The following is a 26,277-nucleotide window of genomic DNA, read 5'->3' on the forward strand; positions in this document are numbered from 1 at the left end:
GCCCGCCCCGGTTCCGCCGCCTCCGCCCCCCGCGCCCGCCCCGGCCGTGACCACGCCCAAGCCCGTGGCGGCCGTGCAGGATGACGACGACCGCGAGTCCGAGATTGCCCTGCGCAAGAAAAAGGAGCAGGAAGCCAAGCAGCGCGAGCAAAAGGAGCGTGAGCTGGCCCAGCGCAAGGAAGCCGAGCGCAAGAAGCAAGCCGAGCAGGACAAGAAGGACCGCCTGGAAGAGGAGCGCCAGGAACGCCTGCAAAAGGAAAAGGACGCCCGCGAAAAGGCCGAGAAGGCGGAGAAGGACCGCAAGGAAGCCGACCGCAAGAAGCAGGCCGAGCAGGACAAGAAGGACCGCCTGCAAAAGGAAAAGGACGCCCGGGAAAAAGCCGAGAAGGACAAGGCCGAGCGCGAGAAGGCCGAGAAAGCCAAGGCAGAAGCCGACGCCAAGGCCAAGGCCGCTGCAGATGCGAAAGCCAAAGCAGCAGCGGACGCCAAGGCCAAGGCCGCCGCAGATGCGAAAGCCAAGGCAGCAGCAGATGCCAAGGCCGCCGAAGCCCAGCGCCAGGCCAATATCGCCCGCATGGCAGGTATGGCAGGCGCAGCAGGTGCGGCCGGCAGCAGCCAGGGTGGCACGCCATCGGGCAGCGCCTCTGGCCAAGGTGGCCCATCGGCCGGCTATGGCGGCAAGGTCGCTGCCAAGGTGCGCCCCAACATCACCTTCCCTGATGACATCCAGGGCAACCCGCGTGCCGAGCTGGAAGTGCGCGCTGCCCCCGATGGCACCATCGTGGGCGTGCGCGTCACCAAGTCCAGCGGCAACAAGGCCTGGGACGATGCCGTCGTCCGTGCAATGCACAAGACCGAAACCTTGCCGCGCGATACCGATGGCCGGGTGCCGTCGAGCCTGGCGATTGGCTTCCGCCCCAAGGACTGACGACCTGTTCGTCTTCCCCAAAAAAATGCCCTCGGCCACCTGGCCGAGGGCATTTGTCTTTCCAAGGGCAGTGTACTGTTACTGCTGTTGCGGACGCCGGCCTCAGCTCACCATATAGCCGCCATCAACCGGCAGCACCACGCCCGTCATAAAGCTGGCAGCCGGCGTGCAGAGGAACACGGCCGCCTGCGCCACATCCTGCGGTGTGCCCCAGCGCCCCAGCGGCGTGCGTGCCAGGATAGGGCCCGAGCGGGCCGGGTCATCCTGCAGCGCCTGGGTCAGCGGCGTCGCAATCCAGCCCGGGGCAATCGCGTTCACCCGGATGTCATCGGCCGCATAGGCAATGGCAAGCGACTTGGTCAGCTGGCCAATGCCACCCTTGCTGGCCGCATAGCCGGGCACCAGGCCACCACCAAAGAAGGTCAGCATCGATGCGGTGTTGACAATGCAGCCGCGCCGGGCGCGCAGCTTGTCGCGCGTGGCCGTGCAGACCCGCATGGTGCCCGTCAGGTTCACCTCCAGCACGCGCTGGAAGACCTCCACATCGTGCTCCAGCCCGCGCTTGATGATGCCCGCGCAGTTGAAGACGATGTCGAGCTCGTCCAGATCGGCAAGCGCCCCATCCAGATCCGCCTGGCGCGTCACATCGGCCTGGCGCACCTCCACCCCGGCGTCCAGCGTGCCATCGCCCTCGCCCAGGCCCAGCGCAATCACGCGCGCGCCCAGCGCCGCCAAATGGTTGGCAATCACGGCGCCAATGCCTTGGGTGGCACCGGCGACCAGGGCGGTCTTGCCTGTCAACAGGTCTTTCTGGTAGGTCGTAGTCATCACTCGCATCTCTCGCATTGCTTGCTTATCACCCGCTTGGGGCTCAGTTCTTCATGTCCAGCAGTTTGATCAGGTCGGCGAAATAGGTCGCATCCTTCATCATCTGGTTGCGGAAACCCTGGTCGTCGGCATAGACAAAGCCCAGGTTCTGTTTGGCCAGCACTTCCTGGAAGGCCGGCTCATCGACGGTCTTCTTGGCGGCGGCCTTGAGGTAGTTCAGCACATCGGTGGGCAGCTTCTTGGGGCCGGCAATGCCGCGCCAGGTGCCAATGCTCAGGTCGATGCCCTTTTCCTTCAGGGTGGGCACCTTGTCGAAGTTCTTCACGCGCTGGTCCGCCATCACGGTCAGCATCTTGAGCTTGCCCGCCTGCAGCTGCTGGGCCACTTCGGCCGGGCTCACCGCCACCGCATCGACGTGGCCGCCCATCAGCGCCAGCACGGCTGGGCCCGCACCCTGGAACGGAATATGGTTGAACTGGATGCCCGTCTTGTCGCCCAGCGCCGTGGCGGCAAAGTGCCAGATCGAGCCATTGCCGGCATTGCCCACGCCCATCTTGCCGGGGTCCTTCTTGGAGGCAGCGAGGAACTCTTCGATCGTGTTCCAGGGCGCATCAGCGCGCACCGTGATCGCGGCCGGGTCGGCGTTGAACTGGATGATGGGCTGCACATCGTCGTACGAGAACTTGGCCAGGCCCATGGGCTTGAGGGTCACCAGTTCCACCGTCACCACGGCCAGCTTGTAGCCGTCAGGCTTGGCATTGATCATGTCCGTCCAGCCAATGGCGCCGCTGGCACCGGGCTTGTTGATCACCACCACGCTTTGCGGAATGTGCTTGCGCGCCGCCTCACCAAAGGCACGGGCCACGCCGTCGGTGCCGCCACCGGGCTGGAAGGGCACGATCAGCTCGATCTGGCGTGCCGGAAAGTCCGCCGCCACCGCCCAGCCGCTCATGCCCATCAGCACAGCGCTGGCACCGGCGGCGACAAAGCCCATGGCGCCGCGGCGCGTTTTATTCATGTTCATACCGTCTCCTGCTTTTTACTTTGTCGTGCAGTTTCAATAGGTCGCACGTCCACCGGATACATCAAACACCGCCCCAGTGCTGAACGAGCAGGCATCAGACGCCAGCCACAGCACCTGGGCCGCAATCTCCTCGGGCTCGCCCAGGCGCCCCATCGGGCTCTTGGCAATCATCGTGGCCACATGCGCGGGGGCCATCTGCTCCAGAATCGGTGTGCGCACCGCCGCCGGCGCCACCGCATTGACCAGCACGCCGCTGCCGGCCAGCTCCTTGCCCAGCGACTTGGTCAGCGCCAGCACCCCGGCCTTGGCCGCGCTGTAGGCCGACGCATTGGGCGTTCCCTCCTTGCCTGCGAGCGAGGCGATGTTCACCACCCGGCCATAGCCCTGGGCACGCAGCACCGGCACCACCGCCTTGCAGACGTGGTAGACACCGACCAGGTTGATATCGATCACCCGTTTCCAGACGGCATCGTCAAAGGCATCGAGCGCCATCGTGGGCCCGGTGATACCGGCGCTGTTGATCAGCATGTCAACCCGGCCCAGGCGGGCCAAGGTATGCGCCAGCGCCGCCTGGATGCTGGCCGGCTCGGTCACATCGACCGGGCAGAACAGCGCATCACCTGCATCTGCGGCAGAAGGCGGCTGCAGATCCCAGACCGCCACCTGGGCACCGGCTTGCTGCAAGGCCTGCACCAGGCTGGCACCAATGCCGCTTGCGCCGCCCGTCACCACGGCCACCCGGCCGCCCAATTGGTAGCTGCAATCGGCCATATCAGCGGATGAACTGGTTGGTGTAATCGGCACCCAGGCCCACGGCCTCGAAGTGCTTGCGGCACATGTCGATCTTGGTGAACACGTCCTCAAAGCCCATGCCCTTGCCCCAGGGGTCGGTGTAGTACATGACACCGTTGACCTGGAAGTAGGTGATCATTTCCTCGCAGTCTTCGGGCACATACAAGGTGTGGGTCTCGCCTGGGGGCTCAAACACATAGCTGCCTTCCTTGGCCCACCAGTCGTGCTCCAGGTATTTCCAGCGCCCCTTGAGCACAAAGCCATGCACCGCCTGCGGGTGGCGGTGGCGGCTGAGCACGCCGGACTTGCGCACCTTGAGCAGGTTCATCCAGTAACCCTGGCTGGCATTGAGGCAAAGGGGGCGAAACCAGACGTTCTCGGCCTGCGGCACCCACAGCCGCTCATCGGTGGGGATGGCGCTTTCCACCACGATCTCGGGCAGCGCATCGGGCGGGTTCGGATACTGGTAAGGCATCAACGGAGTCTGGTCAGGGCTATCTACAGGCATTTATCCACCATATGGACTAAAGTTCACAATATGGATAATTGTAGAGAACGCCGAAAGACCCGCAGCCCAGACAAACCCCAAGCCTTGGGCGGCACAGACATATTGGCGACAGGGACCGGGCTGCGGCAGCGGCCCAACGGGCACAAAAAAACCCGGCTGCTGGCCGGGTTTCAGTGTGCGGATGCGCGTGGATGTCCGCGATCAGGAATCCACCCAATTGACCATGCCGCTAAAGGCCGTCACCAGCACGATGATGCCGAACACAATGCGGTACCAGGCAAAGGGCACAAAGCTGTTGGAGGCGATGTAGCGCAGCAGCCAGCGCACGCAGAGCCAGGCGCTGATGAACGAGAAGATGAGCCCCGTCGCAAACATGGGCAGGTCCGCCATCGACAGCAGTGCCCGCTCCTTGTAGAGGCTGTAGACGCCAGCGCCGATCAAGGTGGGGATCGCGAGGAAGAACGAAAAATCGGTGGCCGCCTGGCGCGACAGGCCCATCAGCATGCCGCCGATGATGGTCGAGCCGCTGCGGCTGGTGCCCGGAATCATCGCCAGGCACTGCACCAGGCCGACCTTGAGTGCATCGAGCGGCGTCATCTCATCGACCGTCTGCACCCGCACATGGGCGGACTGGCGCTTTTCCGCCCAGAGGATGACAAAGCCGCCCAGGATAAAGGTGGTGGCCACGACGATGGGCGTGAACAAATGCGCCTTGATGTACTTGCCAAACAACAGGCCCAGCACCACGGCGGGCAAAAAGCCGATAAAGACATTGAGCGCAAAGCGCTGTGCCTGGCGGCTCGATGGCAGGGCCACGACGGTGGTACGGATCTTTTGCCAGTACACCAGGATCACCGCAAAGATGGCGCCAGTCTGGATCGCGATGTCGAACACCTTGGCCTTGGCATCGTCAAAGCCCAGCAGGCTGCCGGCCAAAATCAAATGCCCTGTCGAGGAGATCGGCAAGAACTCCGTCAGCCCCTCCACCACGCCCATGATGGCGGCTTTGATCAACAGCAAGGTGTCCACAACAGTCTTTCAAAAAATCGGTCTGCCCGATTATCCAGCGGCCCAACACGCGCCACGGGTCTGGCCCGCCAGCGCGCACGAAAATTTACACAATGCAGCGCCCTCGCCTGCGCAGCCGCTATGGCGCCGGCAGCGCCACCACCTGCACGGCGCCCCCGGCATCCACCAAAGGCTCGTAATGCGCCAGCACGGCGTAGCGCCCCTGCGCGGCCAGGTGCGGCGCCAGGGTTTGCAAGCCCTCGCGCAAAAAAGCCAGCGCCGGCTTGTCCAGCCCCGAGGTGGGCTCATCGAGCAGCACCAGCCGGGCGCCACTGGCCAGGCCCAGCGCAATGACCAGCTTGCGCAGGCTGCCGGTCGACAGCGCCAGCAAAGGTTTGGCGCTGTGCGCGGTCAGATCCAAGCCCGCCTGCCACTGCACAAACAGGGCCTCGTCCCAGCCCGGGCAGTCGCGGCGCATCTGGGCGATCCAGTCTGCGACCACCGTGGTGCCTGGCGGCATCGTGGCGGGCAGGCGTGGCTCGTGCCAGAACACGCTCCCTGCGCTCTTGAGCGCCTGCGGCGTCTGGCCATCGATAAGCAGGCTGCCCCCGCAGGCCTGCAGCTGCCCGGCCAGCAATTGCAGGGCCGTGGTCTTGCCTGCGCTCAGGCCATCGACCAGTTGCACCAGGCCAGGCGCGGCCTGCCATTGCCAGCCGGCCAGCAGCGGGGCCGCTTGCGGGTAGGAGAAATCCAGCGCATTCCATTCCAGGCTCATAGGGGTATCCGGCTTGCTTGCTTAACTCCTAAAAACATAGCATAAAATCGCGCAATATCGATGAAAACCCCGCACATGCTCGACTATTTGGACTTTGACACCAGCGATGACGGCGAAGGCCTTACCAGCCTCGATGCGATGGCCTATGCCAAGGCCGCCCAGTGGCCAGCGCTGGCAGCCGAAGTCACGCAGCTGCTGGCCTGGTGCAGCGATACCTTTGGCGCCCCCGGCCCGCTGGAAGATGGCCACCGCTGGGATCTGGATTTGCAGCTGCAAAGCGACGCCGGTGACGCGCTGGCCTTGCACTGGGACGCACGGCAGCGCCAGCTATTGGCGCCCCAGGCAGCGCAGCAGACCGCGCTGCAGCTGAGCCTGACCCTCAGCGGCCCCGACCCCTTGGCCCAGCAGCTGACCGAGCAGTTTCTGGGCGATAGCGACTGAGCTTTCGCCCTCTAAGCAGCCAGCATCAGGTCCAGGTTCTGCACCGCCGCGCCCGATGCGCCTTTGCCCAGGTTGTCAAAAATAGCCGCCAGCAGCACCTGGCCCTGCGCCTCGTTGTGGAAGACGCTCAGCTGCATGGCATTCGTGCCGTTGAGCAGCTGCGGATCCAGGTGTGTAAGCGCTCTGGCCTCGTCCAGCGACAAAACCTGCACATCGGGCGCCTGCGCATAGTGGCGTGCCAGGCAGGCCTGCAACGCAGCGGCATCCACACCGGGCGGCAGCATGCGCAATGCCAGCGGCACCGTCAGCACAATGCCCTGGCGATAGGCACCATAGGCCGGCACAAACAGCGGGCGCGCGTCCAGACCTGCGTGCAACTGCATCTCCGGCGCATGCTTGTGCGCCAGCTCCAGGCCGTAGATCTGGAAGGCTGGCGGCTTGGCACCCCCCACGCCCTCATGCGCCTCGACCCCTGCGCGTCCGCGCCCGGAGTAGCCCGATACCGCATGCACGCTGAGCGGGTAGCTGGCAGGCAGCAGCCCGGCCTGCACCAGGGGCAGCAGCAAGCCGATGGCCCCCGTCGGGTAGCAGCCGGGGTTGCTGACCCGGCGGGCCTTGGCAATGCGCTCGGCCTGCGCTGCCGACATCTCCGCAAAGCCATAGACCCAATCGGCCTGCGTGCGGTGCGCAGAACTGGCATCGATCACCCGCACCGCAGGATTGACGATGGCCTGCACCGCCTCGCGCGCTGCGGCGTCGGGCAGGCAGAGGATGGCGATATCGCAGGCATTGATGGCTTCGGCCCGGCGCTGGGCGTCCTTGCGCTCAGCAGCTGGCAGGGTCACGACGCGGATATCGCTGCGCCCGCGCAGCCGCTCATGGATTTGCAAACCGGTGGTGCCCTGGTCGCCGTCGATAAAAACAAGAGGAGTGCGCATATGCAGATGACTTCCGAGAATGCGGGCGCTGGCCCATGGATGAAGCCGCTATGTTCCTCCGGGCCCTAAAATAATGAAAGTTGAATTTCACAAACCAGACATTCAGCTTTTCTGAATTTGGAGCCGCGATGCGAGAAATCAGCCTGGACCGTTTACGCACCCTGGTGGCGATTGCCGACCAGGGCTCGTTCATCCGCGCGGCGCACAGCCTGCACCTGGCAGCGCCCACGGTCAGCCTGCATATTTCCGAGCTGGAGGAGCGCATTGGCGCGCCGCTGCTGTCGCGCAAGCGCGGCCATGTCCGGCCCTCTGCGATTGGGGAGGTGCTGGTCGCACGCGCCCGCCGCCTGCTGGACGAGGCCGAGCTGGCCTTGAGCGACATCCAGCGCCAGGTGCAAGGGCTGGAAGGGCGTGTGCGGCTGGGCGCATCGACCGGGGTGATCGCGCATCTGTTGCCCCAGGCATTGGCGGTGCTGCGCGATCAGCATCCGGGCATCGACGTTCAGATCAGCGTCCAGACCTCGGAGGAGACGCTGGCGCGCCTGGTGGATAGCCGCTTGGACATCGGTGTCACCGCCCTGCCCCAGCCCGCCGTCGCAGGCCTGGTGATCAAGCCCTGGCGCCGCGATCCCGTGATGGCCTTTGTGCCTGCCGACTGGACCTGCCCGGCCCGCCTCACACCGCAGTGGCTCGCCGGGCAGCCGCTCATCCTCAACGATGCCAGCACACGCCTGTCACGCCAGACCAGCGAGTGGTTTGCCGCGGGCGGTCACCACCCGGTGCCGCGCATTGCGCTGAACTACAACGATGCCATCAAGAGCCTGGTGGCCGCAGGCTATGGCGCCACCTTGCTGCCGCACGAAGCCACCGCACCACCGCCAGATGCCCGCATCGCCATGCGCCCGCTGCGCCCTGCGCTGTGGCGCCGGCTAGGCATTGCCCACCGCGCCGGCTATGTGGAGCCGTCTACCCAGCATGTGCTGGATGTGCTGTGGGGCCTGCGCCTGGTGTGAGTGCCGCTACCGCAGGCCCATCGCCCTGCTGCTGGCCTCTAAAACAGCCACCAGCCGCACAAGGCTGCGCCCACCACCACCCATAGCGCGGAGAGCCGGGCAAACACCAAGAGGCCGAATGCGGCCAGCGCCAGGCCAAAATCCAGCCGTGAATGGATGGCGCTGGTCCACACCGGGTCATACAGCGCAGCCAGCAGCACGCCGACCAGCGAGGCATTGATGCCCGCCATCACCCGCTGCACGCCGGCCCCCTGGCGCAGCGATTCCCAGTGCGGCAGCGCAGCGGCCACCAGCAACAGGCCGGGCAGAAACACCGCCAGCAACAAGGCCAGGCCGGCCCACCAGCCGCCCCATGGCGCGGGCATGGCCGCGCCCAGGTAGGCGGCAAACGTGAACAGCGGGCCCGGCACGGCTTGGGCGGCGCCGTAGCCTGCCAGCAGCATGTCGTTGGACACCAGCCCGCCCGGCACCAAGCTGGCCTGCAACAACGGCAGCACCACATGGCCGCCGCCAAACACCAGCGCACCGGCCTGGTAGACCTGGCTGGCCATCGCCAGCAAGCTGCCCCCATACGCGGCTATCAGCCAGGGGCTCAGCCCCAGCAACACGGCGTAGACCAGCAGCAAGCAGCTTCCCATGCGCTTGCTGACGCCATAGTGCTGGTGCTGTGCCGCAGGCAGCGGACCCAGCTTCAGCGCCCAGCGGCCCAGTACCGCACCCAGCACGATGGCTGCCAGCTGCCCATAGGTGGAAGGCACGGCCAGCACCAGCAAGGCGGCGGCGATGGCCCATGCCCCACGCAACCGGTCCGGGCACAACGCCCGCGCCATGCCCCATACGGCCTGCGCCACCACCGCGACGGCCACGACCTTGAGGCCATGCACGGCGCCCGATGCGGCCAGCCCTGCCCATTGCGACAGGCCCAGCGCCAACAGCATCAGCGCCAGGGCCGATGGCAAGGTAAAACCCAGCCAGGCTGCCAAGGCCCCCCACCAGCCCGCCCGGCCCAGGCCCAAGGCCATGCCCACCTGGCTGCTGGCCGGGCCGGGCAGAAACTGGCACAGTGCCACCAGATCCGCGTAGGCGCGCTCATCGATCCAGCGCCGGCGCAGCACAAACTCGGTATGAAAATAGCCCAGATGCGCGACTGGCCCGCCAAACGAGGTCAGGCCCAGCTTTAAAAAAGCGGCCAGCACTTCCAGCGCAGAGCCCTTGGCGGGGGCGGCATCTGCTTGCGGTGAAGGGCAAGGCTCTGGGCGGGGGTGGGCGTTCATAGGGAGGCACAGTCGCGGTGGTTGGCCAGCAGCATAAGCGGGCTCGCTGGCATTGCCAAGACCGCCATGGATCAACCTGCTTGCGCAGGCCTTGGCAGCAAGCGCATGCGGCCCGCATTCATCAGCCCCATGCCGGCAATCGCCGCAGCACCACCCACCAGCAAGGAAGCCGTCAGCGGCTCGGCCAGCCACAGGCTGGACAGCAGCATGCCAAACAAGGGCACGAGCGACATATAGGCAGCCGCAGCACCGGCGCCCAGCTCCTGCACGCCCCGCAAGTACCAGGCATAGGCCAGTGCAGTAGCACCCAGCGCGAGCGCCATCAGGCTGTACCAGGCATGGGCCGGCGCATGCACCAGGCCGGCCCAGGCGGCCGGACCCTCGACCAGCAGGCTGGCTGCCAGCAGCAACAGTGCACCAAGGCTGGCGGTCGCGGCCGTCGTGGTAAGGGGATCGATGCGGGCCAGCACCAGCCGTCCCAGCAAGGTGTAGCCCACCCAACAGGCCGCGCAGCCCAGCAGCAACCACACTCCGCCCCCCGCAGCGCCGCCCAGGCCCCAGGCCCAGTGACCGCCGCTCAGCGCATACAGCGATCCGCCCACGGCCAGCGCAAGGCCCAGGCAGATGGGCAGGTTCATGCGCTCGCGAAACAGCAGCACCGCAAACAGCATGGTCAGCACCGGGTTGAGCGCCACCACCATCGCCGCCTGGCCTGCGGGCACGGTTTGGAGCGCCAGCAAAAAGAACAGCGAGTAGCCCAGCACGCCCAGGGCCGATGCGGCCGCCAGGCCCAGCCACTGGCGCCCCGCCAGGCTGCGCAAACGCCCCATGCGCCCGGTGCGCGCAAGCCACAGCAGCAGCACGGCACTGGCCAGCAAAAAGCGCAGGCTGGCCGCTGCCAGCGGTGGCATGGCTTGCGCCACAACGCGGCCCCAGGGCCAGGACGCGCCCCAGAGCGCTGCCATGCCAATAAGACCCAGATGGGTGGAGTATTTTGCGGAGTTCATGCGCTGCTACTATCCGCTAATCACTATCAATGGTCGAATGAGCAAATGCTCATAGCCATCCCAGCTTATCCGCGCCATGACCTTCACCCAGCTCGAAGTTTTTGCCACCCTGGCCAAGGTGGGCAGTTTTTCCCGTGCGGCGGCGGTGCTTGGCATCTCGCAAAGCGGCGTCAGCCATGCGATCAAGCAGCTGGAAACTGCCCTGGGCGTGGGCCTGTTCAGCCGCAACGGGGCAGCGGTCAGCTTGACCGAGGTGGGCAGCCGCCTGCTGGTGCGCGCCCAGGACATGCTGCAGCAGCAAGAAGCGCTGCGGCAGGAAGCCCAAGCCGCGCGCGGCATTGCAAGCGGGCGCCTGCAGATCGCCTCGTTTGGCACAACCTCCTCGCTGCGCCTGCTGCCCCAGCTGCTGGCCGCATTTCGCCAGGCCCATCCACTGGTCGAGGTGCATATCGAAGAAGCGGTGGACAGCGTGGTGCTGCAGTGGCTGCTGGAGCGCCGCGTGGAGCTGGGCTTTGTCGTCTTGCCCGACGAGCGCTTTGACACCGTGCCGCTGATCGAGGACGAGCTGGTGGCCGTGCTGCCCGCAGCCCATCCACTGGCCCAGAAGACCAGCATCAGCGCGCTGGATTTTCATGGCCAGCCATTTATTCGCACCTCGGCGGGCTCCGGCCCCCGGGTGGACGCGTTTTTGGCGGAGAAAGGCGCCGTGCCCAACACCTTGTACCGGTTTGAGCAGCTCAGCTCGATGATGGGCTTTGTCGCCCAAGGCGATGCACTGACGATTGCCGCGCGCCTGGCACTGCCCGCGCCCCCAGCCGGCGTCACCTACCGCCCGCTCATGCCGCGCAACCACCGGCACATCGCGCTGGCGGGACTGCGCTTTGACCGCTTATCGCCCGCAGCGGCAGCCTTCGTCGAGACCGCGCGAAAAGCCCGCAGGCGCCTGGTGCTGGAATAAATCGCCTGGATGCCAGAAGCTGGCCGGATTTATTCTCCGCTCAGCGCAATCACCACGGCCGAGGGCTCCACCGTTACCTGCACCGCAGAGCGGGCACGCAGCGAGGATGCCTCGCGGCTAAAGCCCACCAGCTGCACGCCGGACTGCAGGCGCACGGCCAGCTCCTGCACCGTGCCGCCGCGCGTGGCCCGTGTGACCGCACCCTGCCAGCCGTTGCTGCCCGGCGCCAGCGCGGCAGCGGCCGATGCCGCTTGCACCGTGACAGCGGTGGCCTTGCACATGGCGAGCACCGGCAGGCCCTGGCGCAGGCCCAAGAGCTGCGCGCTCTCATCGGTGATATGGGAATGCAATACAAACTGCGCGCCAGCATCGGCCCCCTGCAATTGCACCTGCACCAAGGGGCCGCTGCGGCTGAGTTGGGCCACGACACAGGGCCATTGGTTGCGCATGCTGGTCATCACCTGCAATCGCGCCAGGGTGGTGGCCACTGAGATGCCTGCTTGCCCGGCACTGCGTGCCTGGGGGTCTGCAGCCGTTGGCAGCTGGCGCGCATGCTCGAGCTGCACATGCAATTGCTCGCGCGCATGGCCCATGGCGTCGGCCGCCTCCAATAGCAGCAGTGCATCGGCCGTGAGCTGCGCGCCCCCGCCGCCCTTGCCGCCCACGCTGCGCTGCACCAGCTCCACCCCTGCCAGGTTGGACAAGGTATCCAGGGCCTGCCAGGCCGCCTTGTAGCTGATGCCCACACGGCGCGCGGCCTCGGAGATGGAGCCGCAATCCTGGATATGGCGCAGCACATCCATGCGGCGGTCAGAGCGCTTCTCGGCGAGCGCGGCAGCGAGCGATGCTTGGGGGATCATGGCGCGAATCTTCGCATGGTTTAGCGCCTCGGTACCCATAGCGTGCCTTCAGAAAAGCACTGCCCAGAATATCGCGCCAACATGGTGGCCTTTGACCCCCATCATTTGTTGCCTCTCGACAATCTCGTTACACTCGCGCTATTCATTAACAGAATAGCGATTTGATAACTGCCATGACCCAACGCCGCTTCGCCCCCCTCGCCCTGACCCTGTTTGCAGCCTTCGCTGCCAGTGCCCATGCGGGCGAAGTCTCGGTGGCCGTGGCCGCCAACTTCACCGCGCCGATGCAAAAGATTGCCGCCGAGTTCGAAAAGGACAGCGGCCACAAGGCCGTGCTGTCCTTTGGTGCCACCGGCAAGTTCTATGCCCAGATCAACAACGGCGCGCCCTTTGGCATTTTGCTGGCCGCCGATGACACGACGCCGGCCAAGCTGGCCCAGGAAGGCAAGGGCGTGGCCGCCAGCCGCTTCACCTACGCCATCGGCCAGCTGGTGCTGTGGAGCAAGCAAGCGGGCTATGTGGACGACAAGGGCGCCGTGCTCAAGACCGGTGATTACCGCCACATCGCCATCGCCAACCCCAAGCTGGCCCCCTACGGCCTGGCCGCGATGGAAACGCTGAAGAACCTGGGCCTGACCGACCAGGTGACCCCGAAGATCGTGCAAGGCGAGAACATCGGCCAGACCTACCAGTTTGCAGCCAGCGGCAATGCCCAGCTGGGCTTTGTGGCGCTGTCGCAGGTGATGGAAGACGGCAAGCTGCGCGAAGGCTCTGCCTGGATTGTTCCATCGGCCATGCATGAGCCCATCCGCCAGGACGCCATTGTGCTCGACAGCGCCAAGGACAATGCCGCCGCCACCGCCTTGATGGACTACCTCAAGGGAGACAAGGCGCGTGCCATCATCAGGTCCTACGGCTACGCGTTCTAAGGCGCGGCGGGCCACCGATCTGGCGGGTCTGATCCCGCCGGTCTCTGCTCGGCCATTGACATCAGCGCGTTGGTCCGGCCAAACACTGCCCTTGCCGGGCAGGCGCTGCGCGTGCACCATGTGCGCAGCCGCCGCTTCCTTTTTCCCACCTTGCCACGACCCCGCCTGCCGTGAGTACCTCCATTCTCAGCCCCGACGATTGGGCCGCCATCTGGCTGACGCTTGAGCTCGCCAGCGTCACGACTGCCCTGCTGCTGGTGCTGGCCACGCCGCTGGCCTGGTGGCTGGCGCATACGCCATCACGCTGGCGCGGCCCCATCGGCGCGGTGGTGACCCTGCCGCTGGTGCTGCCGCCCACCGTGATCGGCTTTTACCTGCTGGTCACGATGGGGCCCAATGGCCCGATGGGCCACCTCACCAACGCACTGGGCCTGGGCTATCTGCCCTTTACCTTTGCCGGGCTGGTGGTGGGCTCGCTGGTCTATTCGCTGCCCTTTGCGGTGCAGCCGCTGCAGCGGGCCTTTGAAGGCCTGGGCCGCCGCCCGCTGGAAGTAGCGGCCACCCTGGGCGCCAGCCGTATCGACAGCTTCTTCAGCGTGGCGCTGCCGCTGGCGCGCCCGGGCTTTATCACCGCTGCGGTGCTGACCTTCGCCCACACGGTGGGCGAGTTCGGCATCGTGCTGATGCTGGGCGGCAATATCCCCAGCAAGACCCGCGTGGTCTCGGTGCAGATCTACGACCATGTCGAAGCCATGGAGTATGCCCAGGCGCACTGGCTGGCCGGCGGCATGGTGGTGTTTGCCTTTGTGGTGCTGGTGGCCTTGCAGTGGCTGCAGCCCCGCGACAAGAACAATGCGAGTCCCCTATGACGCAAGCCCAGAACGCCCACGACGGCATTCACGCGCGCCTGCAGCTTGAGCGCGCGTCGTTCCAGCTGCAAGTCGATCTGCAGATGCCCGGCCAGGGCGTCACCGCGCTGTTTGGCCCCTCGGGCTGCGGCAAGACCAGCTGCCTGCGCTCCATTGCCGGGCTGGAGCGCGCCCTGGGCCAGGTTACGGTCAATGGCGAGCGCTGGCAGGACGATGACAGCGGCCACTGGCTGCCCACGCACCAAAGGGCGCTGGGTTATGTGTTTCAGGAAGCGAGCCTGTTCCCGCACCTGAGCGCCCATGACAACATCCGCTACGGCCTGCGCCGCACCCCGGCGGCGCGCCAGCGCGTGCAGATCGAGCGCCTGGTCGAACTGCTGGGCATTGGCCCGCTGCTGCCGCGCAAGCCCGCGACCTTGTCGGGCGGCGAACGCCAGCGCGTGGCCATTGCCCGTGCACTGGCCACCAGCCCACGCGTGCTGCTGATGGATGAGCCGCTGGCCGCGCTGGATGCCGAGCGCAAGGCCGAGGTGCTGCCCTACCTGGACCAGCTCAGCGATCAGCTCAAGCTGCCGATCCTGTACGTCGGCCACTCGATCGACGAAGTGGGCCGTCTGGCCGACCAGGTGGTGCTGCTGCAAACCGGCCGTGTCGTGGCCCAGGGGCCGGTGGCCGACATGCTGACCGCGCTGAATGCCCCGCTGGCCCAGGCCCTGCCCGATGCCCAGCAAGCCAGCCTGCTCGAAGGCCAGGTCTGCGGCCACGACCTGCAAGACCACCTGTGGTCACTGCAAATCGGCACCCACCCACAGCTGCAGCTGCATTGGACCCAGGCCGATGCGCATTACCGGCAAGGCGAGCGGGTGCGCCTGCGGGTGCTGGCGCGCGATGTCAGCCTCTCGCTGATGCCCCAGACGGGCAGCTCCATCCTCAACAGCCTGCCAGCGGTGGTGACTGCCCTGCAGGCCAGCAGCCCGGGCCAGGTGCTGGTGCAGCTGCGCCTGGCGCCAGGCACTGGAGATGACATGCCCCATCTGCTGGCCCTGGTGTCTGCCCGCTCGGCGCGCCTTTTGCAGCTGGCGCCCGGCCTGCGGGTGCATGCGCAGCTCAAGGGCGTCGCCGTGCTGCGCTGACGGCCCTGGCCCACTTGGGGTGCCTGGGGCCTGGCCCCAGCAACAAAAAAGCCCGGACGCATCCGGGCTTTGTCGTGTCTGGTGGGGCCGATTAAGGGGCCAGCACCACTTCCACGCGGCGGGCTTGGGCATTGTTGCCAGCGTTCTCCACCGCTTCAGGCTTCTTCAGCTCCAGCTTGTCTTCGGTCACGCCCAGGGCCAGCAGCGCATCGCGCACGGCAAAGGCGCGTTGCTTGGCCAGCTCGGCGTTCTTGTCGGCGTCGCCGGTGGCATCGGTGTAACCCGAGATCACGGCACGTTGGCCGGCCTTGACGCCAGCGATCACGTCGACCAGCGCTTCGTTGGCACCCTGGGCCAGCTCGGCCTTGGCGGTGGCAAAGTAGAACTTGACCACGCCGTTTTCGATCACCACGGCAGCGGCGTCGTCTGCCACCACGGCAGCGCCGCCAGCAGCAGCGCCAGTGGCGGAAGCGCCAGCAGCATTGCCAGCCTCAGCCGCAGCGGCTGCACGGGCGGCGGCCACGGCCGGGTCCGTACCACCCAGCACGGCGCCACCCTTGGTGCCGGTCTGCGCGGTCAACACGCCCGCTTGGCCAGACTTAGCGCCATGCAGGCCCTTGTAGGCGCCAAACCAGATCACGCCCAACACCACCAGGGTGATCAGGGCAAATACCAGGCCCAAGGCAAAGCGCTCATCACCGTCATTATTTTGCGAAGAACTCACAGTCAGACTCCAGGCACCCGTGGTGCATTAAAAAAGAAATTGTTGTGGCTGCATGCCGTGGCCGCGCAGGCCCTGCACACCCCCATGGCAGATACGCGCGAGATTGTACCTTGCAGCACTGGCGCCGCGCAGCGAACCGCCCCCCATTCGTGCAGCCAAACCGGCCCGCAAAGCGGCCACCAACCAGGTAGTAACCCGGTATCCGGCGCTCGAAAATAGATAGCAGGTAATCGCGCCACCATGCCCTTTAACTAGTGATTACCCTTGAGTTGGCGGCTTTCTCTGAAATATTTTTTCATCCTTGCGCCTGTTCGCAACATCGGCAAGCTAATTTGTATGGGGAAGCGCGTAGTTATTCGTAAAATCAGTGCTTTTCGAAAATGTGCATTTGCTTACCAGCAATGAGCACGTGTGACAGGACTAGCCAACCATTGGAGACACCATGCAGGCTTTACTCGCCCTATCCAGGGCTATCGACAGGCTCAATGCCTTCGTCGGCAAATACTCAATCTGGCTCATCTTTGCCGCCACCTTCATCAGCGCCGCCAACGCCATCGTCCGCAAGGCCTTCGACGCCAGCTCCAACGCCTTCCTGGAAGTGCAGTGGTACCTGTTCGCCTGGTCCTTCTTGCTGGCCGCCGGCTACACCTTGCTGCACCGTGAGCATGTGCGCATCGACGTCATCAACTCGCGCCTGTCCAAGACCAAGCAGGTCTGGATCGACATCATCGGCTTTGCGCTGTTCCTCACTCCGCTGTGCGTCACGATTCTGTGGCTGAGCATGCCGGTGGTGATCCAGATGTACCAGTCTGGCGAAATGTCGGGCAATCCGGGCGGCCTGATCCGCTGGCCGGTATGGGCCGCCATCCCCGTGGGCATCACCTTGCTGATGCTCCAGGGCCTGTCCGAGCTGGTCAAGCGCATCGCGTTCTTGACGGGCGACGGCCCTGACCCGATGGGCAAGCTCAGCGACAAGAGCGCTGAGGAAGAGCTGGCCGAAGCACTGCGTGCCGAAGCTGAAATCAAGCAGGCCCAGGCGGCTGCAGCAGTCCAGGCTGCTGCGCGCCAGCCTTGAAGGTAGCACGAGGATCTCACCATGGAATTTATCGCTACCAACTACGCCCCGATCATGTTCGCGGGCCTGATCGTCTTTCTGCTGCTTGGTTTTCCCGTGGCGTTCAGCCTGGGCGCTGCCGGCCTGATGTTCGGCTTTATCGGCATTGAGCTCAATGTGTTTCCCTCGTCGGTGATGGCCTGGTTGCCCCAGCGCCTGATCGGCATCATGGCCAATGACACCTTGCTGGCCGTGCCCTTCTTCACCTTGATGGGCTTGATACTGGAGCGCAGCGGCATGGCCGAGGACTTGCTCGACACGGTGGGCCAGGTCTTTGGCCCGATCCGTGGCGGTCTGGCGCTCGCCGTGATCTTTGTCGGCGCGCTGCTGGCCGCTACCACCGGTGTGGTGGCCGCATCGGTCATCTCCATGGGCCTGATCTCGCTGCCCATCATGCTGCGCTACGGCTATGACCGGCGCCTGGCATCGGGCGTGATTGCCGCATCGGGCACCCTGGCCCAGATCATTCCGCCATCGCTGGTGCTGATCCTGATGGCCGACCAGCTGGGCAAGAGCGTGGGCGATATGTACAAGGGCGCCTTCATCCCCGGCTTCATGCTGATGGGACTGTATGTGCTGTGGGTCGCCTTCCTGGCCATCTTCAAGCCCAAGCTGGTGCCAGCGCTGCCCGTTGAAGCCCGTATCTACCGCGAAGCCAATGGCAATGCCGGCTACACCTCGCTGATCGTGGTAATGGGCCTGTCGACGATTGTCGCGATCTTCCTGGCCAACCACATGGCCGACATCCACACCTGGTGGGAAGGCAAGCTGGTCACCGATGTGGCCACCGACGAGAAGATTGTCACGGCCATGTGCGGCGGCACCTTCATTGCCTTTGTCATCGCCTCGATCAACCGCGTCTTCAAGCTGGGGCTGCTGTCCAAGCTGGCCGAGCGCGTGACCTTTGTGCTGATCCCGCCGCTGCTGCTGATCTTCCTGGTGCTGGGCACCATCTTCCTGGGCATTGCCACCCCCACCGAAGGCGGCGCCATGGGTGCCATGGCCGCGCTCGTCATGGGCTTTGCCCGCAAACGCCTGAACATGAACCTGCTCAAGCAGGCGCTGGGCTCGACCACCAAGCTCGCCAGCTTTGTGATGTTCATCATGATTGGCGCGACCACCTTCAGCCTGGTGTTCCAGGCCGCAGACGGCCCCAAGTGGGTGGAGCACCTGCTGACCAGCCTGCCAGGCGGCCAGACCGGCTTCCTGATCGTGGTCAACATCATGATCTTCTTCCTGGCCTTCTTCCTGGATTACTTCGAGCTGTCGTTCATCGTCGTGCCGCTGCTGGGCCCTGTCGCTGACAAGATGGGCATCGACCTGATCTGGTTCGGTGTGCTGCTGGCAGTCAACATGCAGACCTCGTTCATGCACCCGCCGTTCGGTTTTGCGCTGTTCTTCCTGCGGTCCGTGGCGCCTGACAAGCAGTATGTGGACCGGGTCACGCACAAGGTCATCGAGCCGGTAACCACGATGCAGATCTACAAGGGTGCCGTGCCGTTTGTGCTGATCCAGCTGGTGATGGTCAGTGTGCTGATCGCCTTCCCGGGCATCGTTACGGGAGCTTTGGAAAAACCGGCGGTCGTCGACATGCAAAAGGTCAATGAGCAGATGATGAACCAACTGGGCAACGCAGACGGGGGCTACGGGGACAACCCCTTTGCCACCCCCGATGCGCCCGCAGATGCAGGCGCAGCGCCGGGTACCGATGCAGGCGCAATGCCCGCTCCTGCCGCAGAAGGCTATGGCTCGGACGACCCGGCCAAGGCCTTGCAGGACTCGCTGGGCACTGCCCCTGCAGAAAGCAAATAAGGGGCGCCCAAGCGCTTCCCACCCAAACCCTGGCTTGCCAGGGTTTTTTTATGGCTGCCCGCCGCTGGGCGCCACAACGCCCAGTGCGCCGGTAGCCCGGCGAACCGGCAGCACGGCACTCCGGCTGCATCCCGCCATGAATGAGAGCGAAGTACCCAAGCCGCATGCCGATGCACGCACGCAGCCTGTATGGACGCAAAAAAGCCGCAGCAAGCTGCGGCTCCTGGTTTGTGCGGCCAAGCCCCAATGGCCTGGCGCATCTTCCCAATCAGGGCAGTTTGACCTGGGCCATGTACTGGTTGAAAGGGTACTCGGAGAAGCGGTTCCACAGGATCTGGTCCTTCTGGAAGGCGCGCATGTCCTGGTGAATCTTCTTGAACTCGGGCGACTTGGCCTCGTGCTCGGCAAAGGTTTCCATCGAGGCCTTGAAGCCGGCGTCCATCAGTTCCTTGGAGAAAGGCTTGAGCTGGGTCTTGTTGGCCACCAAGTTCTTCAGCGCGATGGGGTTGAGCACCTGGTACTTGGCGGTCATGTCGGCTGCGGCCACACGGGTGGCGGCGTCCAGGATGGCCTTGTTCTCGGGCGACAGCGCGTTGTACTTCTTGATGTTGATGAAGAACTCCAGATCGGCCGAGCCTTCCCACCAACCGGGGTAGTAGTAGAACGGAGCGACCTTGTTGAAGCCCAGCTTTTCATCGTCGTAGGGACCAACGAATTCCACCGCGTCCAGCGTGCCCTTTTCCAGCGCCTGGTACACGTCGCCCGCTGGCATGTTCTGCGCGACCACGCCCAGCTTGGCCATGGCCTCACCGAACACACCGCCGCCCATGCGCATCTTGAGGCCCTTCAAGTCGGCCACGGTCTTGATTTCCTTGCGGTACCAGCCGCCCATCTGGGTGGTGGTGTTACCGGCCGATGCGGTCTTGAAGTTGTACTTCTCAAAGAAGGCATCGAGCAGCTTGCGGCCGTTGCCATGGTCCTTCCAACCTGCCATCTGCAGGGTGGTCAGGCCAAAGGGCACCGCGCAGCTGAATGCGAAGATCGGGTCCTTGCCGGTGAAGTAGTAGGCCGCGGTCTGGGCCATGTCGATGGTGTCGCCCTGCAGCGCATCGACCACGCCGAAAGCGGGCATCAGCTCGCCAGCGGGGTGGACCGAGATTTCAAACTTGCCGCCGGACATGGCCTTGACGGCCGCAGACAGCTTTTCAGCGCTGCCGAAGATGGTGTCAAGCGACTTGGGGAAGCTCGAGGCCAGGCGCCAGCGCACTGCAGCCTGTGCATGCACGGCCGGTGCCACTCCTGCGGCCAGAACGCCAGCGATACCGGCATTTTTGATAAGCGAACGACGATCCATTCGTGTCTCCAATTATTTGTTGAAAGTAAAGGTAGCTATCCTGCCATAGGCGCGAGCCGCTTTTAGCTTTGCAAATTGTAGAAATGGTTGCAGAAGTGACTTCAGCGGGTTTTCCCCAGAGTTTTGCAAAGGATTCTGTCCGCATTGCGCCACAGGCGGCGCAGGCCACAAAAAAGCCCGGTACGCAATGACCGGGCTTGTCGGGAGAACCAGGCGCGTGCCCGGCGGCCGATCAGGCTGCTGCGCTCTGGCCGGGCGCCGCCTCTTGCAGCGCAAAACGCTCGCGGATGCTGCGCTCGATGCCGCTGGCATCCAGGCCCTGCATGGCCATCAGTTTGACCGGGTCACCATGCTCGATAAAGGCATCGGGCAGGCCCAGCTGCAGCACCGGCACATCGATGTGCAGCTGCTGCAGCGCTTCGAGCACCGCGCTGCCCGCGCCACCCATCAGGCAGCCGTCTTCGACAGTGACCAGCGCCTCATGGCTTTGCGCCACTTGCTCGAGCAGCGCGGTATCGAGCGGCTTGGCCCAGCGCATGTTCACCACCGTGGCATTGAGCGCCTCACCGGCCTGCAAGGCCGGGTAGAGCAGGCTGCCAAAGGCCAGGATGGCGATGCGCGGGCGGCCCGCCACCGCAGGCTGCGCCTGGCGGCGGATCTCGCCCTTGCCAAAGGGCAGGCCTTCCAGCGATTCGAGTGGCGCGACACCGGCACCGGCACCACGCGGGTAGCGCACGGTCACCGGGTGGTTCTGCGCAAAGGCGGTGCTCAGCAGCTGTCGGCATTCGCGCTCATCGGCCGGGCAGGCCACGCTCATGTTCGGAATGGCACGGGTAAAGGCGATGTCGTAGTTACCGGCATGGGTGGCGCCATCGGCACCGACCAGGCCGGCGCGGTCGAGCGCAAACACCACGGGCAGGTTTTGCAGCGCCACATCGTGGATCAGCTGGTCATAGCCGCGCTGCAGGAAGGTGGAATAGATGGCGACCACGGGCTTGAGCCCTTCGCAGGCCAGGCCAGCGGCGAAGGTCACGCTGTGCTGCTCGGCAATGCCGACATCGAAGTAGCGTTTGGGAAAGCGCTTTTCAAACTCGACCATGCCCGAGCCTTCGCGCATCGCCGGGGTGATCGCGACCAGGCGCTCGTCCTGGGCGGCCATGTCACACAGCCAGTGGCCAAACACCTGGGTGAAGGTGGGCTTGGGTGGCGTGGCGGGCTTGACCAGGCCAATGGCCGGGTCGAACTTGCCCGGGCCATGGTAGGCAACGGGATCGGCCTCGGCCAGCTTGTAGCCCTGGCCTTTTTTGGTGACCACGTGCAAAAACTGCGGGCCCTTGAGCTGGCGGATGTTTTCCAGGGTGGGGATCAGCGAATCGAGGTCATGGCCATCGATGGGGCCGATGTAGTTGAAGCCGAAGTTCTCGAACAGGGTGGCGGGCACTACCATGCCCTTGGCCTGCTGCTCCAGGCGCTTGGCCAGCTCCAGGAGCGGTGGCACCTGCTTGAGCATGCTCTTGCCCACGCCCCGCGCCTTGGCGTAGAACTGGCCGCTCATCAGCTGCGCCAGGTAGCGGTTGAGCGCGCCCACCGGCGGGCTGATGCTCATGTCGTTGTCGTTCAGGATCACCAGCAGATTGGCGTCGCTCACCCCGGCGTTGTTCAGCGCTTCGAAGGCCATGCCGGCCGTCATGGCGCCATCGCCAATGATGGCCACGGCCTGGCGGTCGCTGCCCTGCAGCTTGAAAGCCTCGGCCATGCCCAGCGCCGCCGAGATGCTGGTCGATGAGTGGGCGGTGCCAAAGGCGTCGTATTCGCTCTCGCTGCGCAGCGGGAAGCCCGAGATCCCGCCCCACTGGCGCAGGCCCTGCATGCGGTCGCGCCGGCCCGTCAGAATCTTGTGCGGGTAGGTCTGATGGCCCACGTCCCAGACAAAGCGGTCATGCGGCGTTTCATAGACGGCGTGCAGCGCAATGGTCAGCTCCACCGTGCCCAGGTTGGAGCTGAGGTGCCCGCCGGTCTTGGACACGCTCTCGAGCACGAACTCCCGCAGCTCACGCGCCAGGGTCTTGAGCTCGGCGCGCGACATCTTGCGCAGATCCGCCGGGTCGTTGACGGTGGCTAGCAGGGGAAAGGTCTTCGTGGACATACTATGGTTTGGTCACTTGCTACGCATACCTCGGAAGCATCCGCGCAGTTCTTTTTACTGGAAAGGCAAGGGGCTATGTTAGCGCCTTGAGGCTGGTTAAGCCGCCACAAGGCGCATTTGGCCTACTCAATGGCTGCGGCGCACCACCATGTCGGCCAGGGCAGCGAGCGCAGCGGTCTGCGGCAAACCGCTGCCCGCCAGCGCCTGCTGGGCCTCGGCCAGCAGCTCATGGGCATAGTCGCGCGCGGGCTGCAGGCCCATCAGCGATACATAGGTGGGCTTGTCGTTGTCGGCGTCCTTGCCGGCGGTCTTGCCCAGGGTGGCAGAGTCGGCCACCACATCGAGCACATCATCGATCACCTGGAAGGCCAGCCCCAGGGCGGCGCCGTACTGCTGCAGCGCTGCCAGCGCTGCGCCCTGGATGCCGGCGCAGGTGGCGCCCATCTCGACGCTGGCCTGCAGCAGCGCGCCGGTCTTGAGCTTGTGCATCTGCTGGAGCTGCTCACGCGTGAGCTGCTTGCCGACACTGGCCAGGTCGATCGCCTGGCCACCGGCCATGCCGTTGTAGCCCGCTGCCCATGCCAATTGGCGGCACAGGCGCGCCTGCACCGCATCCGAGATGGCACTGCCCTCGGGCACCAGGATCTCGAACGCCAGCGCCTGCAGCGCGTCGCCCGCGAGCAAGGCCTGGGCCTGGCCAAACTGCACATGGACCGTGGGTTTGCCACGGCGCAGCACATCGTTGTCCATGCAGGGCATATCGTCATGCACCAGCGAATAGGCGTGGATCAGCTCCACCGCGCAGCCGGCGCGCAAAGCAGCCTCTGCCTGGGCGGCATCCAGCTTGCCCACGGCCTGGGCAGCGGCCAGCACGAGCAGCGGGCGCAGGCGCTTGCCGCCATCGAGCACGGCGTAGCGCATGGGCTCGCCCAGGTTGGCGGGGGCATCGGCGGCAATCCACAGCGTGAGGGCGTCTTCGACGCGGGCGAGTTCCTGGCTGCACCAAAGGGCAAAATTATCGTGCGCTGAAGTCATGGTTAGCACTTATTCCTCGCTGGTCCAGGGCTTGAGCTGGCCCTCATCCAGTACTTTGATCTGGTCCTGCACCGCCTCGAGCTTGCCCCGGCAAAATGCCAGCAGCACGGCGCCGCGCTGGTAAGCGGCCAGCATGTCGCCCAAAGGCAGCTGACCCGACTCGATGCGTGTAACCAGGCCTTCGAGCTCCTGCAGCGCGCTTTCGTAGTTATCGGGTTCGGGCAGGTCCGGCGTGGCAGACGTCTTGGAGGCGGTGGCCTTGGGCATGGGCAAAGGGGGCAGACAGCGTGCCCAGGTGCATGGATGTAAAGGCTCGATTTTAGGCGCAGGACAAGCGGCTGCGGACGCAGCGACCGCCGCGCACCGCCCAGCCCACTGCTGGCCCGGGCCAATTCCCACAAAAGATCCCGGCGATCTATCGTGAAATATGAGGCTGCAGCTATCAATTTGATAATATTGGCCCCCTGTCGATGCCATGGTGGATCGGTGACAAGCTGTGTCACCTTCAGCCAATTCACGCATGGACAGAACGGGAATAACCCCACTGGGTATAATCCCATTTTTCGCGAAACCGGCCATCCTTTGTTGTTGCTGCCGGTTTTATTTTTTTCTCCGCGTGCGCACGCGCACCCTCCCTGTGGGGAGTCTTTAGGTCAGGTCACCCATGTCTGATTTAAGTCTTCAACTGCAGCAGGCCGCAAGCCAACTTCCAGTTTCAAGCTACTTTGATCAAGCGCTTTTCGAGCGCGAGATGCAAACCATCTTCCAGCACGGTCCCAAATATGTGGGCCACCAGCTGGCGATTCCCGAGATTGGCGACTACTACGCCCTTCCCCATGAGAAGGAGGGGCGGGCCCTGGTGCGCAATGCCGCAGGCCAGGCCGAGCTGATCTCCAACGTCTGCCGCCACCGCCAGGCGGTGATGCTCAAGGGCCGGGGCTCGCTCAACCACCAGCAAAAAGGCAGCGCCGGCGGCAATATCGTCTGCCCGCTGCACCGCTGGACCTACAGCCCCAGCGGCGAGCTGCTGGGCGCGCCGCACTTTGCCCAGGACCCCTGTCTCAACCTGAACAACTACAAGTTGCAGGAGTGGAACGGCCTCCTCTTTGAGGACAACGGCCGCAACATCCAGGCCGATCTGGCCAATATGGGTCCGGCCGCTGCCTTGAGCTTTGATGGCTTTGTGCTCAACCATGTCGAGATGCATGAGTGCAACTACAACTGGAAGACCTTTATCGAGGTCTACCTGGAGGACTACCACGTCGGCCCCTTCCACCCCGGACTGGGCAATTTCGTCACCTGCGACGATCTGAAGTGGGAGTTCGCCAAGGAGTACTCGGTGCAGACGGTCGGCGTGGCGCCCACCTTTGCCAAGCCAGGCTCGGACATCTACAAGACCTGGCACGAGGTGCTGCTGAACTTCCGAGGCGGCAAGATGCCCGAGCATGGCGCCATCTGGCTGACCTACTACCCCCATATCATGGTGGAGTGGTACCCGCATGTGCTGACGGTCTCGACCCTGCACCCCATGGGACCGGACAAGACCATGAACGTGGTGGAGTTCTACTACCCCGAGGAAATCAGCGCCTTCGAGCCCGAGTTTGTGCAGGCCCAGCGCGCCGCCTATATGGAGACGGCCATCGAGGACGACGAGATCGCCGAGCGCATGGATGCCGGCCGCAAGGCCTTGTATGAGCGCGGCGACAACGAAGTGGGCCCCTACCAGAGTCCAATGGAAGACGGCATGCAGCACTTCCACGAGTGGTATCGGGGTATGATGCAGGCCGCTGTTCCAGACAAGTGATCTGCCACAGCCAGGCACTCCCAACTATTTAGACCCTCAGATAGCTGCTAGCGCACTGCGATAGCAGCTTTTTTCATTAAAGATCTCCCATGCAAGCCCTTTGGATGGTGGCCGCTGCGTTCATGTTTGCACTCATGGGCGTGTGCATCAAGTTCGCCTCTGTGTATTTCAATGCGGCCGAGATCGTGTTCTACCGCGGCCTCATCAGCATGGCGCTGATCTGGTGGCTCACCCGGCGCCAGAATATCTCCCTGACCACCCGCTACCCCAAGATGCATGCCTGGCGCAGCTGCATCGGCGTCACCTCGATGGGCATGTGGTTCTATGCGATCGGCAAGCTGCCGCTGGCCACCGCGATGACCTTGAACTACATGAGCAGCCTCTGGGTGGCAGCCTTTGTCGTGGGCAGTGCGCTGCTTACCTGGCGCCCCAAGGGCGAAGGCGACCAGCCGGCGCTGAACATTCCGCTGGTGCTGACGGTGATCAGCGGCTTTTGCGGCGTCATTCTGATGCTGCGCCCCAATATCGAGGCCGACCAGATGTTCGCCGGCCTGGTGGGCCTGATGTCCGGCCTGATCTCGGCCTTTGCCTATATGCAGGTGGTGGCCTTGTCGCGCATGGGCGAGCCCGAGCAGCGCGTGGTCTTCTACTTTGCCGTGGGCTCGGCCATTGCTGGCGGCCTGGCGACCTTGTTTGTCGGCACCTCCAGCTTCCCCGGCTGGCCGGCGCTGTGGCTGATCCCCGTCGGCATTCTGGCCGCTGGTGCCCAGCTGGCGATGACGCGTGCCTACGGCTCGGCCACCACGCGCCGCGCCACCCTGGTCGTCGCCAATCTGCAGTACTCGGGCATTGTGTTTGCGGGCCTCTTTAGCATCGTCGTCTTTGGCGACCAGATTCCGGCGATTGGCTGGATGGGCATGGCCTTGATCGTGGGCAGCGGCATCGTCGCCACGGTGCTGCGCAAGCGCTGACCCGGGCCTGCCGCTACTGGCGGGGTTAGGCG

General features: G+C 64.7%; 26 protein-coding genes. 11 read left to right on the plus strand and 15 right to left on the minus strand.

Features of this window, described 5'->3' with window-relative positions; genetic code table 11:
* On the plus strand, positions 1-928 hold a 928-nt coding region (tolA, locus tag WH303_RS18905), incomplete at its 5' end, for a cell envelope integrity protein TolA (RefSeq protein WP_339520375.1).
* 102 nt (positions 929-1,030) lie between these two features.
* Here the strand turns inward: tolA and WH303_RS18910 are convergent.
* The 6 genes from WH303_RS18910 to WH303_RS18935 form a co-directional block, all read right to left on the minus strand.
* Positions 1,031-1,756: an SDR family NAD(P)-dependent oxidoreductase gene (locus WH303_RS18910; protein WP_339520377.1), complete on the minus strand. Its 726-nt coding sequence runs from the start codon at positions 1,754-1,756 to the stop codon at positions 1,031-1,033.
* A gap of 43 nt (positions 1,757-1,799) precedes the next feature.
* Positions 1,800-2,780, minus strand: coding sequence for a Bug family tripartite tricarboxylate transporter substrate binding protein (locus WH303_RS18915; RefSeq protein WP_312986765.1), 981 nt, complete (start codon positions 2,778-2,780; stop codon positions 1,800-1,802).
* 33 nt (positions 2,781-2,813) lie between these two features.
* Complete coding sequence (locus tag WH303_RS18920) at positions 2,814-3,551, minus strand: SDR family NAD(P)-dependent oxidoreductase (RefSeq protein WP_339520380.1); 738 nt, start codon at positions 3,549-3,551, stop codon at positions 2,814-2,816.
* A 1-nt stretch (position 3,552) separates the two neighbouring features.
* Positions 3,553-4,080, minus strand: a complete 528-nt coding sequence (locus WH303_RS18925) for a 2,4'-dihydroxyacetophenone dioxygenase family protein (RefSeq protein WP_021026020.1) — start codon at positions 4,078-4,080, stop codon at positions 3,553-3,555.
* Positions 4,081-4,281: 201 nt separating this feature from the next.
* The gene (locus WH303_RS18930) at positions 4,282-5,109 is read right to left on the minus strand and encodes an undecaprenyl-diphosphate phosphatase (protein ID WP_339520382.1); all 828 of its coding nucleotides are present in this window, start codon (positions 5,107-5,109) and stop codon (positions 4,282-4,284) included.
* Positions 5,110-5,227: 118 nt separating this feature from the next.
* Positions 5,228-5,863 carry an ABC transporter ATP-binding protein gene (locus tag WH303_RS18935; protein ID WP_339520384.1) on the minus strand — a complete coding sequence of 212 codons (636 nt, stop codon included), beginning with the start codon at positions 5,861-5,863 and terminating at the stop codon, positions 5,228-5,230.
* A 60-nt stretch (positions 5,864-5,923) separates the two neighbouring features.
* Between WH303_RS18935 and WH303_RS18940 the strand changes: the two genes are divergently transcribed.
* Positions 5,924-6,304 (plus strand): hypothetical protein, encoded by a 381-nt coding sequence (locus tag WH303_RS18940; protein ID WP_021026017.1) that lies wholly within the window; start codon positions 5,924-5,926, stop codon positions 6,302-6,304.
* 11 nt (positions 6,305-6,315) lie between these two features.
* Here the strand turns inward: WH303_RS18940 and argC are convergent, their stop codons facing one another.
* Positions 6,316-7,242 carry an N-acetyl-gamma-glutamyl-phosphate reductase gene (gene argC, locus WH303_RS18945; protein WP_339520387.1) on the minus strand — a complete coding sequence of 309 codons (927 nt, stop codon included), beginning with the start codon at positions 7,240-7,242 and terminating at the stop codon, positions 6,316-6,318.
* A 128-nt stretch (positions 7,243-7,370) separates the two neighbouring features.
* Here argC and WH303_RS18950 point away from each other — a divergent pair, with 128 nt between their 5' ends.
* Positions 7,371-8,255: a LysR family transcriptional regulator gene (locus WH303_RS18950; RefSeq protein ID WP_339520389.1), complete on the plus strand. Its 885-nt coding sequence runs from the start codon at positions 7,371-7,373 to the stop codon at positions 8,253-8,255.
* A 38-nt stretch (positions 8,256-8,293) separates the two neighbouring features.
* Here WH303_RS18950 and chrA read toward each other — a convergent pair whose 3' ends face one another.
* Together chrA and WH303_RS18960 are read right to left on the minus strand one after the other, a co-directional pair.
* Complete coding sequence (gene chrA / locus WH303_RS18955) at positions 8,294-9,529, minus strand: chromate efflux transporter (protein ID WP_339520390.1); 1,236 nt, start codon at positions 9,527-9,529, stop codon at positions 8,294-8,296.
* A gap of 71 nt (positions 9,530-9,600) precedes the next feature.
* Positions 9,601-10,536, minus strand: a complete 936-nt coding sequence (locus WH303_RS18960) for a DMT family transporter (RefSeq protein WP_339520391.1) — start codon at positions 10,534-10,536, stop codon at positions 9,601-9,603.
* 76 nt (positions 10,537-10,612) lie between these two features.
* On the opposite strand from WH303_RS18960, the gene WH303_RS18965 reads away from it, so the two are divergent.
* A complete protein-coding gene (locus WH303_RS18965; protein WP_339520392.1) occupies positions 10,613-11,494 on the plus strand; it encodes a LysR family transcriptional regulator in 882 nt (293 codons plus the stop codon).
* 29 nt (positions 11,495-11,523) lie between these two features.
* On the opposite strand, the gene WH303_RS18970 is transcribed toward WH303_RS18965, so the two are convergent.
* Positions 11,524-12,354 (minus strand): TOBE domain-containing protein, encoded by an 831-nt coding sequence (locus tag WH303_RS18970; RefSeq protein WP_339520394.1) that lies wholly within the window; start codon positions 12,352-12,354, stop codon positions 11,524-11,526.
* 173 nt (positions 12,355-12,527) lie between these two features.
* On the opposite strand from WH303_RS18970, the gene modA reads away from it, so the two are divergent.
* The 3 genes from modA to modC all read left to right on the plus strand — a co-directional run bounded on the left by modA (position 12,528) and on the right by modC (position 15,285).
* The gene (modA, locus tag WH303_RS18975) at positions 12,528-13,283 is read left to right on the plus strand and encodes a molybdate ABC transporter substrate-binding protein (protein ID WP_339520396.1); all 756 of its coding nucleotides are present in this window, start codon (positions 12,528-12,530) and stop codon (positions 13,281-13,283) included.
* A gap of 170 nt (positions 13,284-13,453) precedes the next feature.
* The gene (gene modB / locus WH303_RS18980) at positions 13,454-14,152 is read left to right on the plus strand and encodes a molybdate ABC transporter permease subunit (RefSeq protein ID WP_339520398.1); all 699 of its coding nucleotides are present in this window, start codon (positions 13,454-13,456) and stop codon (positions 14,150-14,152) included.
* Positions 14,149-15,285 carry a molybdenum ABC transporter ATP-binding protein gene (modC, locus tag WH303_RS18985; RefSeq protein WP_339520399.1) on the plus strand — a complete coding sequence of 379 codons (1,137 nt, stop codon included), beginning with the start codon at positions 14,149-14,151 and terminating at the stop codon, positions 15,283-15,285. Before modB ends, modC begins: the two co-directional genes overlap by 4 nt.
* 91 nt (positions 15,286-15,376) lie before the next feature.
* Here modC and WH303_RS18990 read toward each other — a convergent pair whose 3' ends face one another.
* A complete protein-coding gene (locus WH303_RS18990; protein ID WP_021026010.1) occupies positions 15,377-16,009 on the minus strand; it encodes an OmpA family protein in 633 nt (210 codons plus the stop codon).
* A 442-nt stretch (positions 16,010-16,451) separates the two neighbouring features.
* Here WH303_RS18990 and WH303_RS18995 point away from each other — a divergent pair, with 442 nt between their 5' ends.
* Together WH303_RS18995 and WH303_RS19000 are read left to right on the plus strand one after the other, a co-directional pair.
* Positions 16,452-17,084 (plus strand): TRAP transporter small permease subunit, encoded by a 633-nt coding sequence (locus WH303_RS18995; protein WP_021026009.1) that lies wholly within the window; start codon positions 16,452-16,454, stop codon positions 17,082-17,084.
* Between the two features lie 21 nt (positions 17,085-17,105).
* Entirely contained in the window at positions 17,106-18,935 is a 1,830-nt protein-coding gene (locus WH303_RS19000) for a TRAP transporter large permease (RefSeq protein WP_339520400.1), read from the plus strand.
* Between the two features lie 268 nt (positions 18,936-19,203).
* On the opposite strand, the gene WH303_RS19005 is transcribed toward WH303_RS19000, so the two are convergent.
* From WH303_RS19005 to WH303_RS19020, 4 genes are all read right to left on the minus strand, one after another.
* Entirely contained in the window at positions 19,204-20,289 is a 1,086-nt protein-coding gene (locus tag WH303_RS19005; protein WP_116925966.1) for a TRAP transporter substrate-binding protein, read from the minus strand.
* 232 nt (positions 20,290-20,521) lie between these two features.
* A complete protein-coding gene (gene dxs, locus WH303_RS19010) occupies positions 20,522-22,435 on the minus strand; it encodes a 1-deoxy-D-xylulose-5-phosphate synthase (protein WP_021026006.1) in 1,914 nt (637 codons plus the stop codon).
* A gap of 126 nt (positions 22,436-22,561) precedes the next feature.
* Positions 22,562-23,470, minus strand: coding sequence for a polyprenyl synthetase family protein (locus WH303_RS19015; protein WP_339520403.1), 909 nt, complete (start codon positions 23,468-23,470; stop codon positions 22,562-22,564).
* A 9-nt stretch (positions 23,471-23,479) separates the two neighbouring features.
* Entirely contained in the window at positions 23,480-23,737 is a 258-nt protein-coding gene (locus tag WH303_RS19020; RefSeq protein WP_339520405.1) for an exodeoxyribonuclease VII small subunit, read from the minus strand.
* A gap of 397 nt (positions 23,738-24,134) precedes the next feature.
* On the opposite strand from WH303_RS19020, the gene WH303_RS19025 reads away from it, so the two are divergent.
* A complete protein-coding gene (locus WH303_RS19025; protein ID WP_021026003.1) occupies positions 24,135-25,274 on the plus strand; it encodes an aromatic ring-hydroxylating oxygenase subunit alpha in 1,140 nt (379 codons plus the stop codon).
* A gap of 89 nt (positions 25,275-25,363) precedes the next feature.
* Positions 25,364-26,245, plus strand: a complete 882-nt coding sequence (locus tag WH303_RS19030; protein WP_339520406.1) for a DMT family transporter — start codon at positions 25,364-25,366, stop codon at positions 26,243-26,245.
* The last annotated feature ends 32 nt before the right edge of the window (positions 26,246-26,277 follow it).

The organism is Comamonas sp. MYb69 (genome assembly GCF_037479315.1).
Lineage (GTDB): Bacteria > Pseudomonadota > Gammaproteobacteria > Burkholderiales > Burkholderiaceae_C > Comamonas.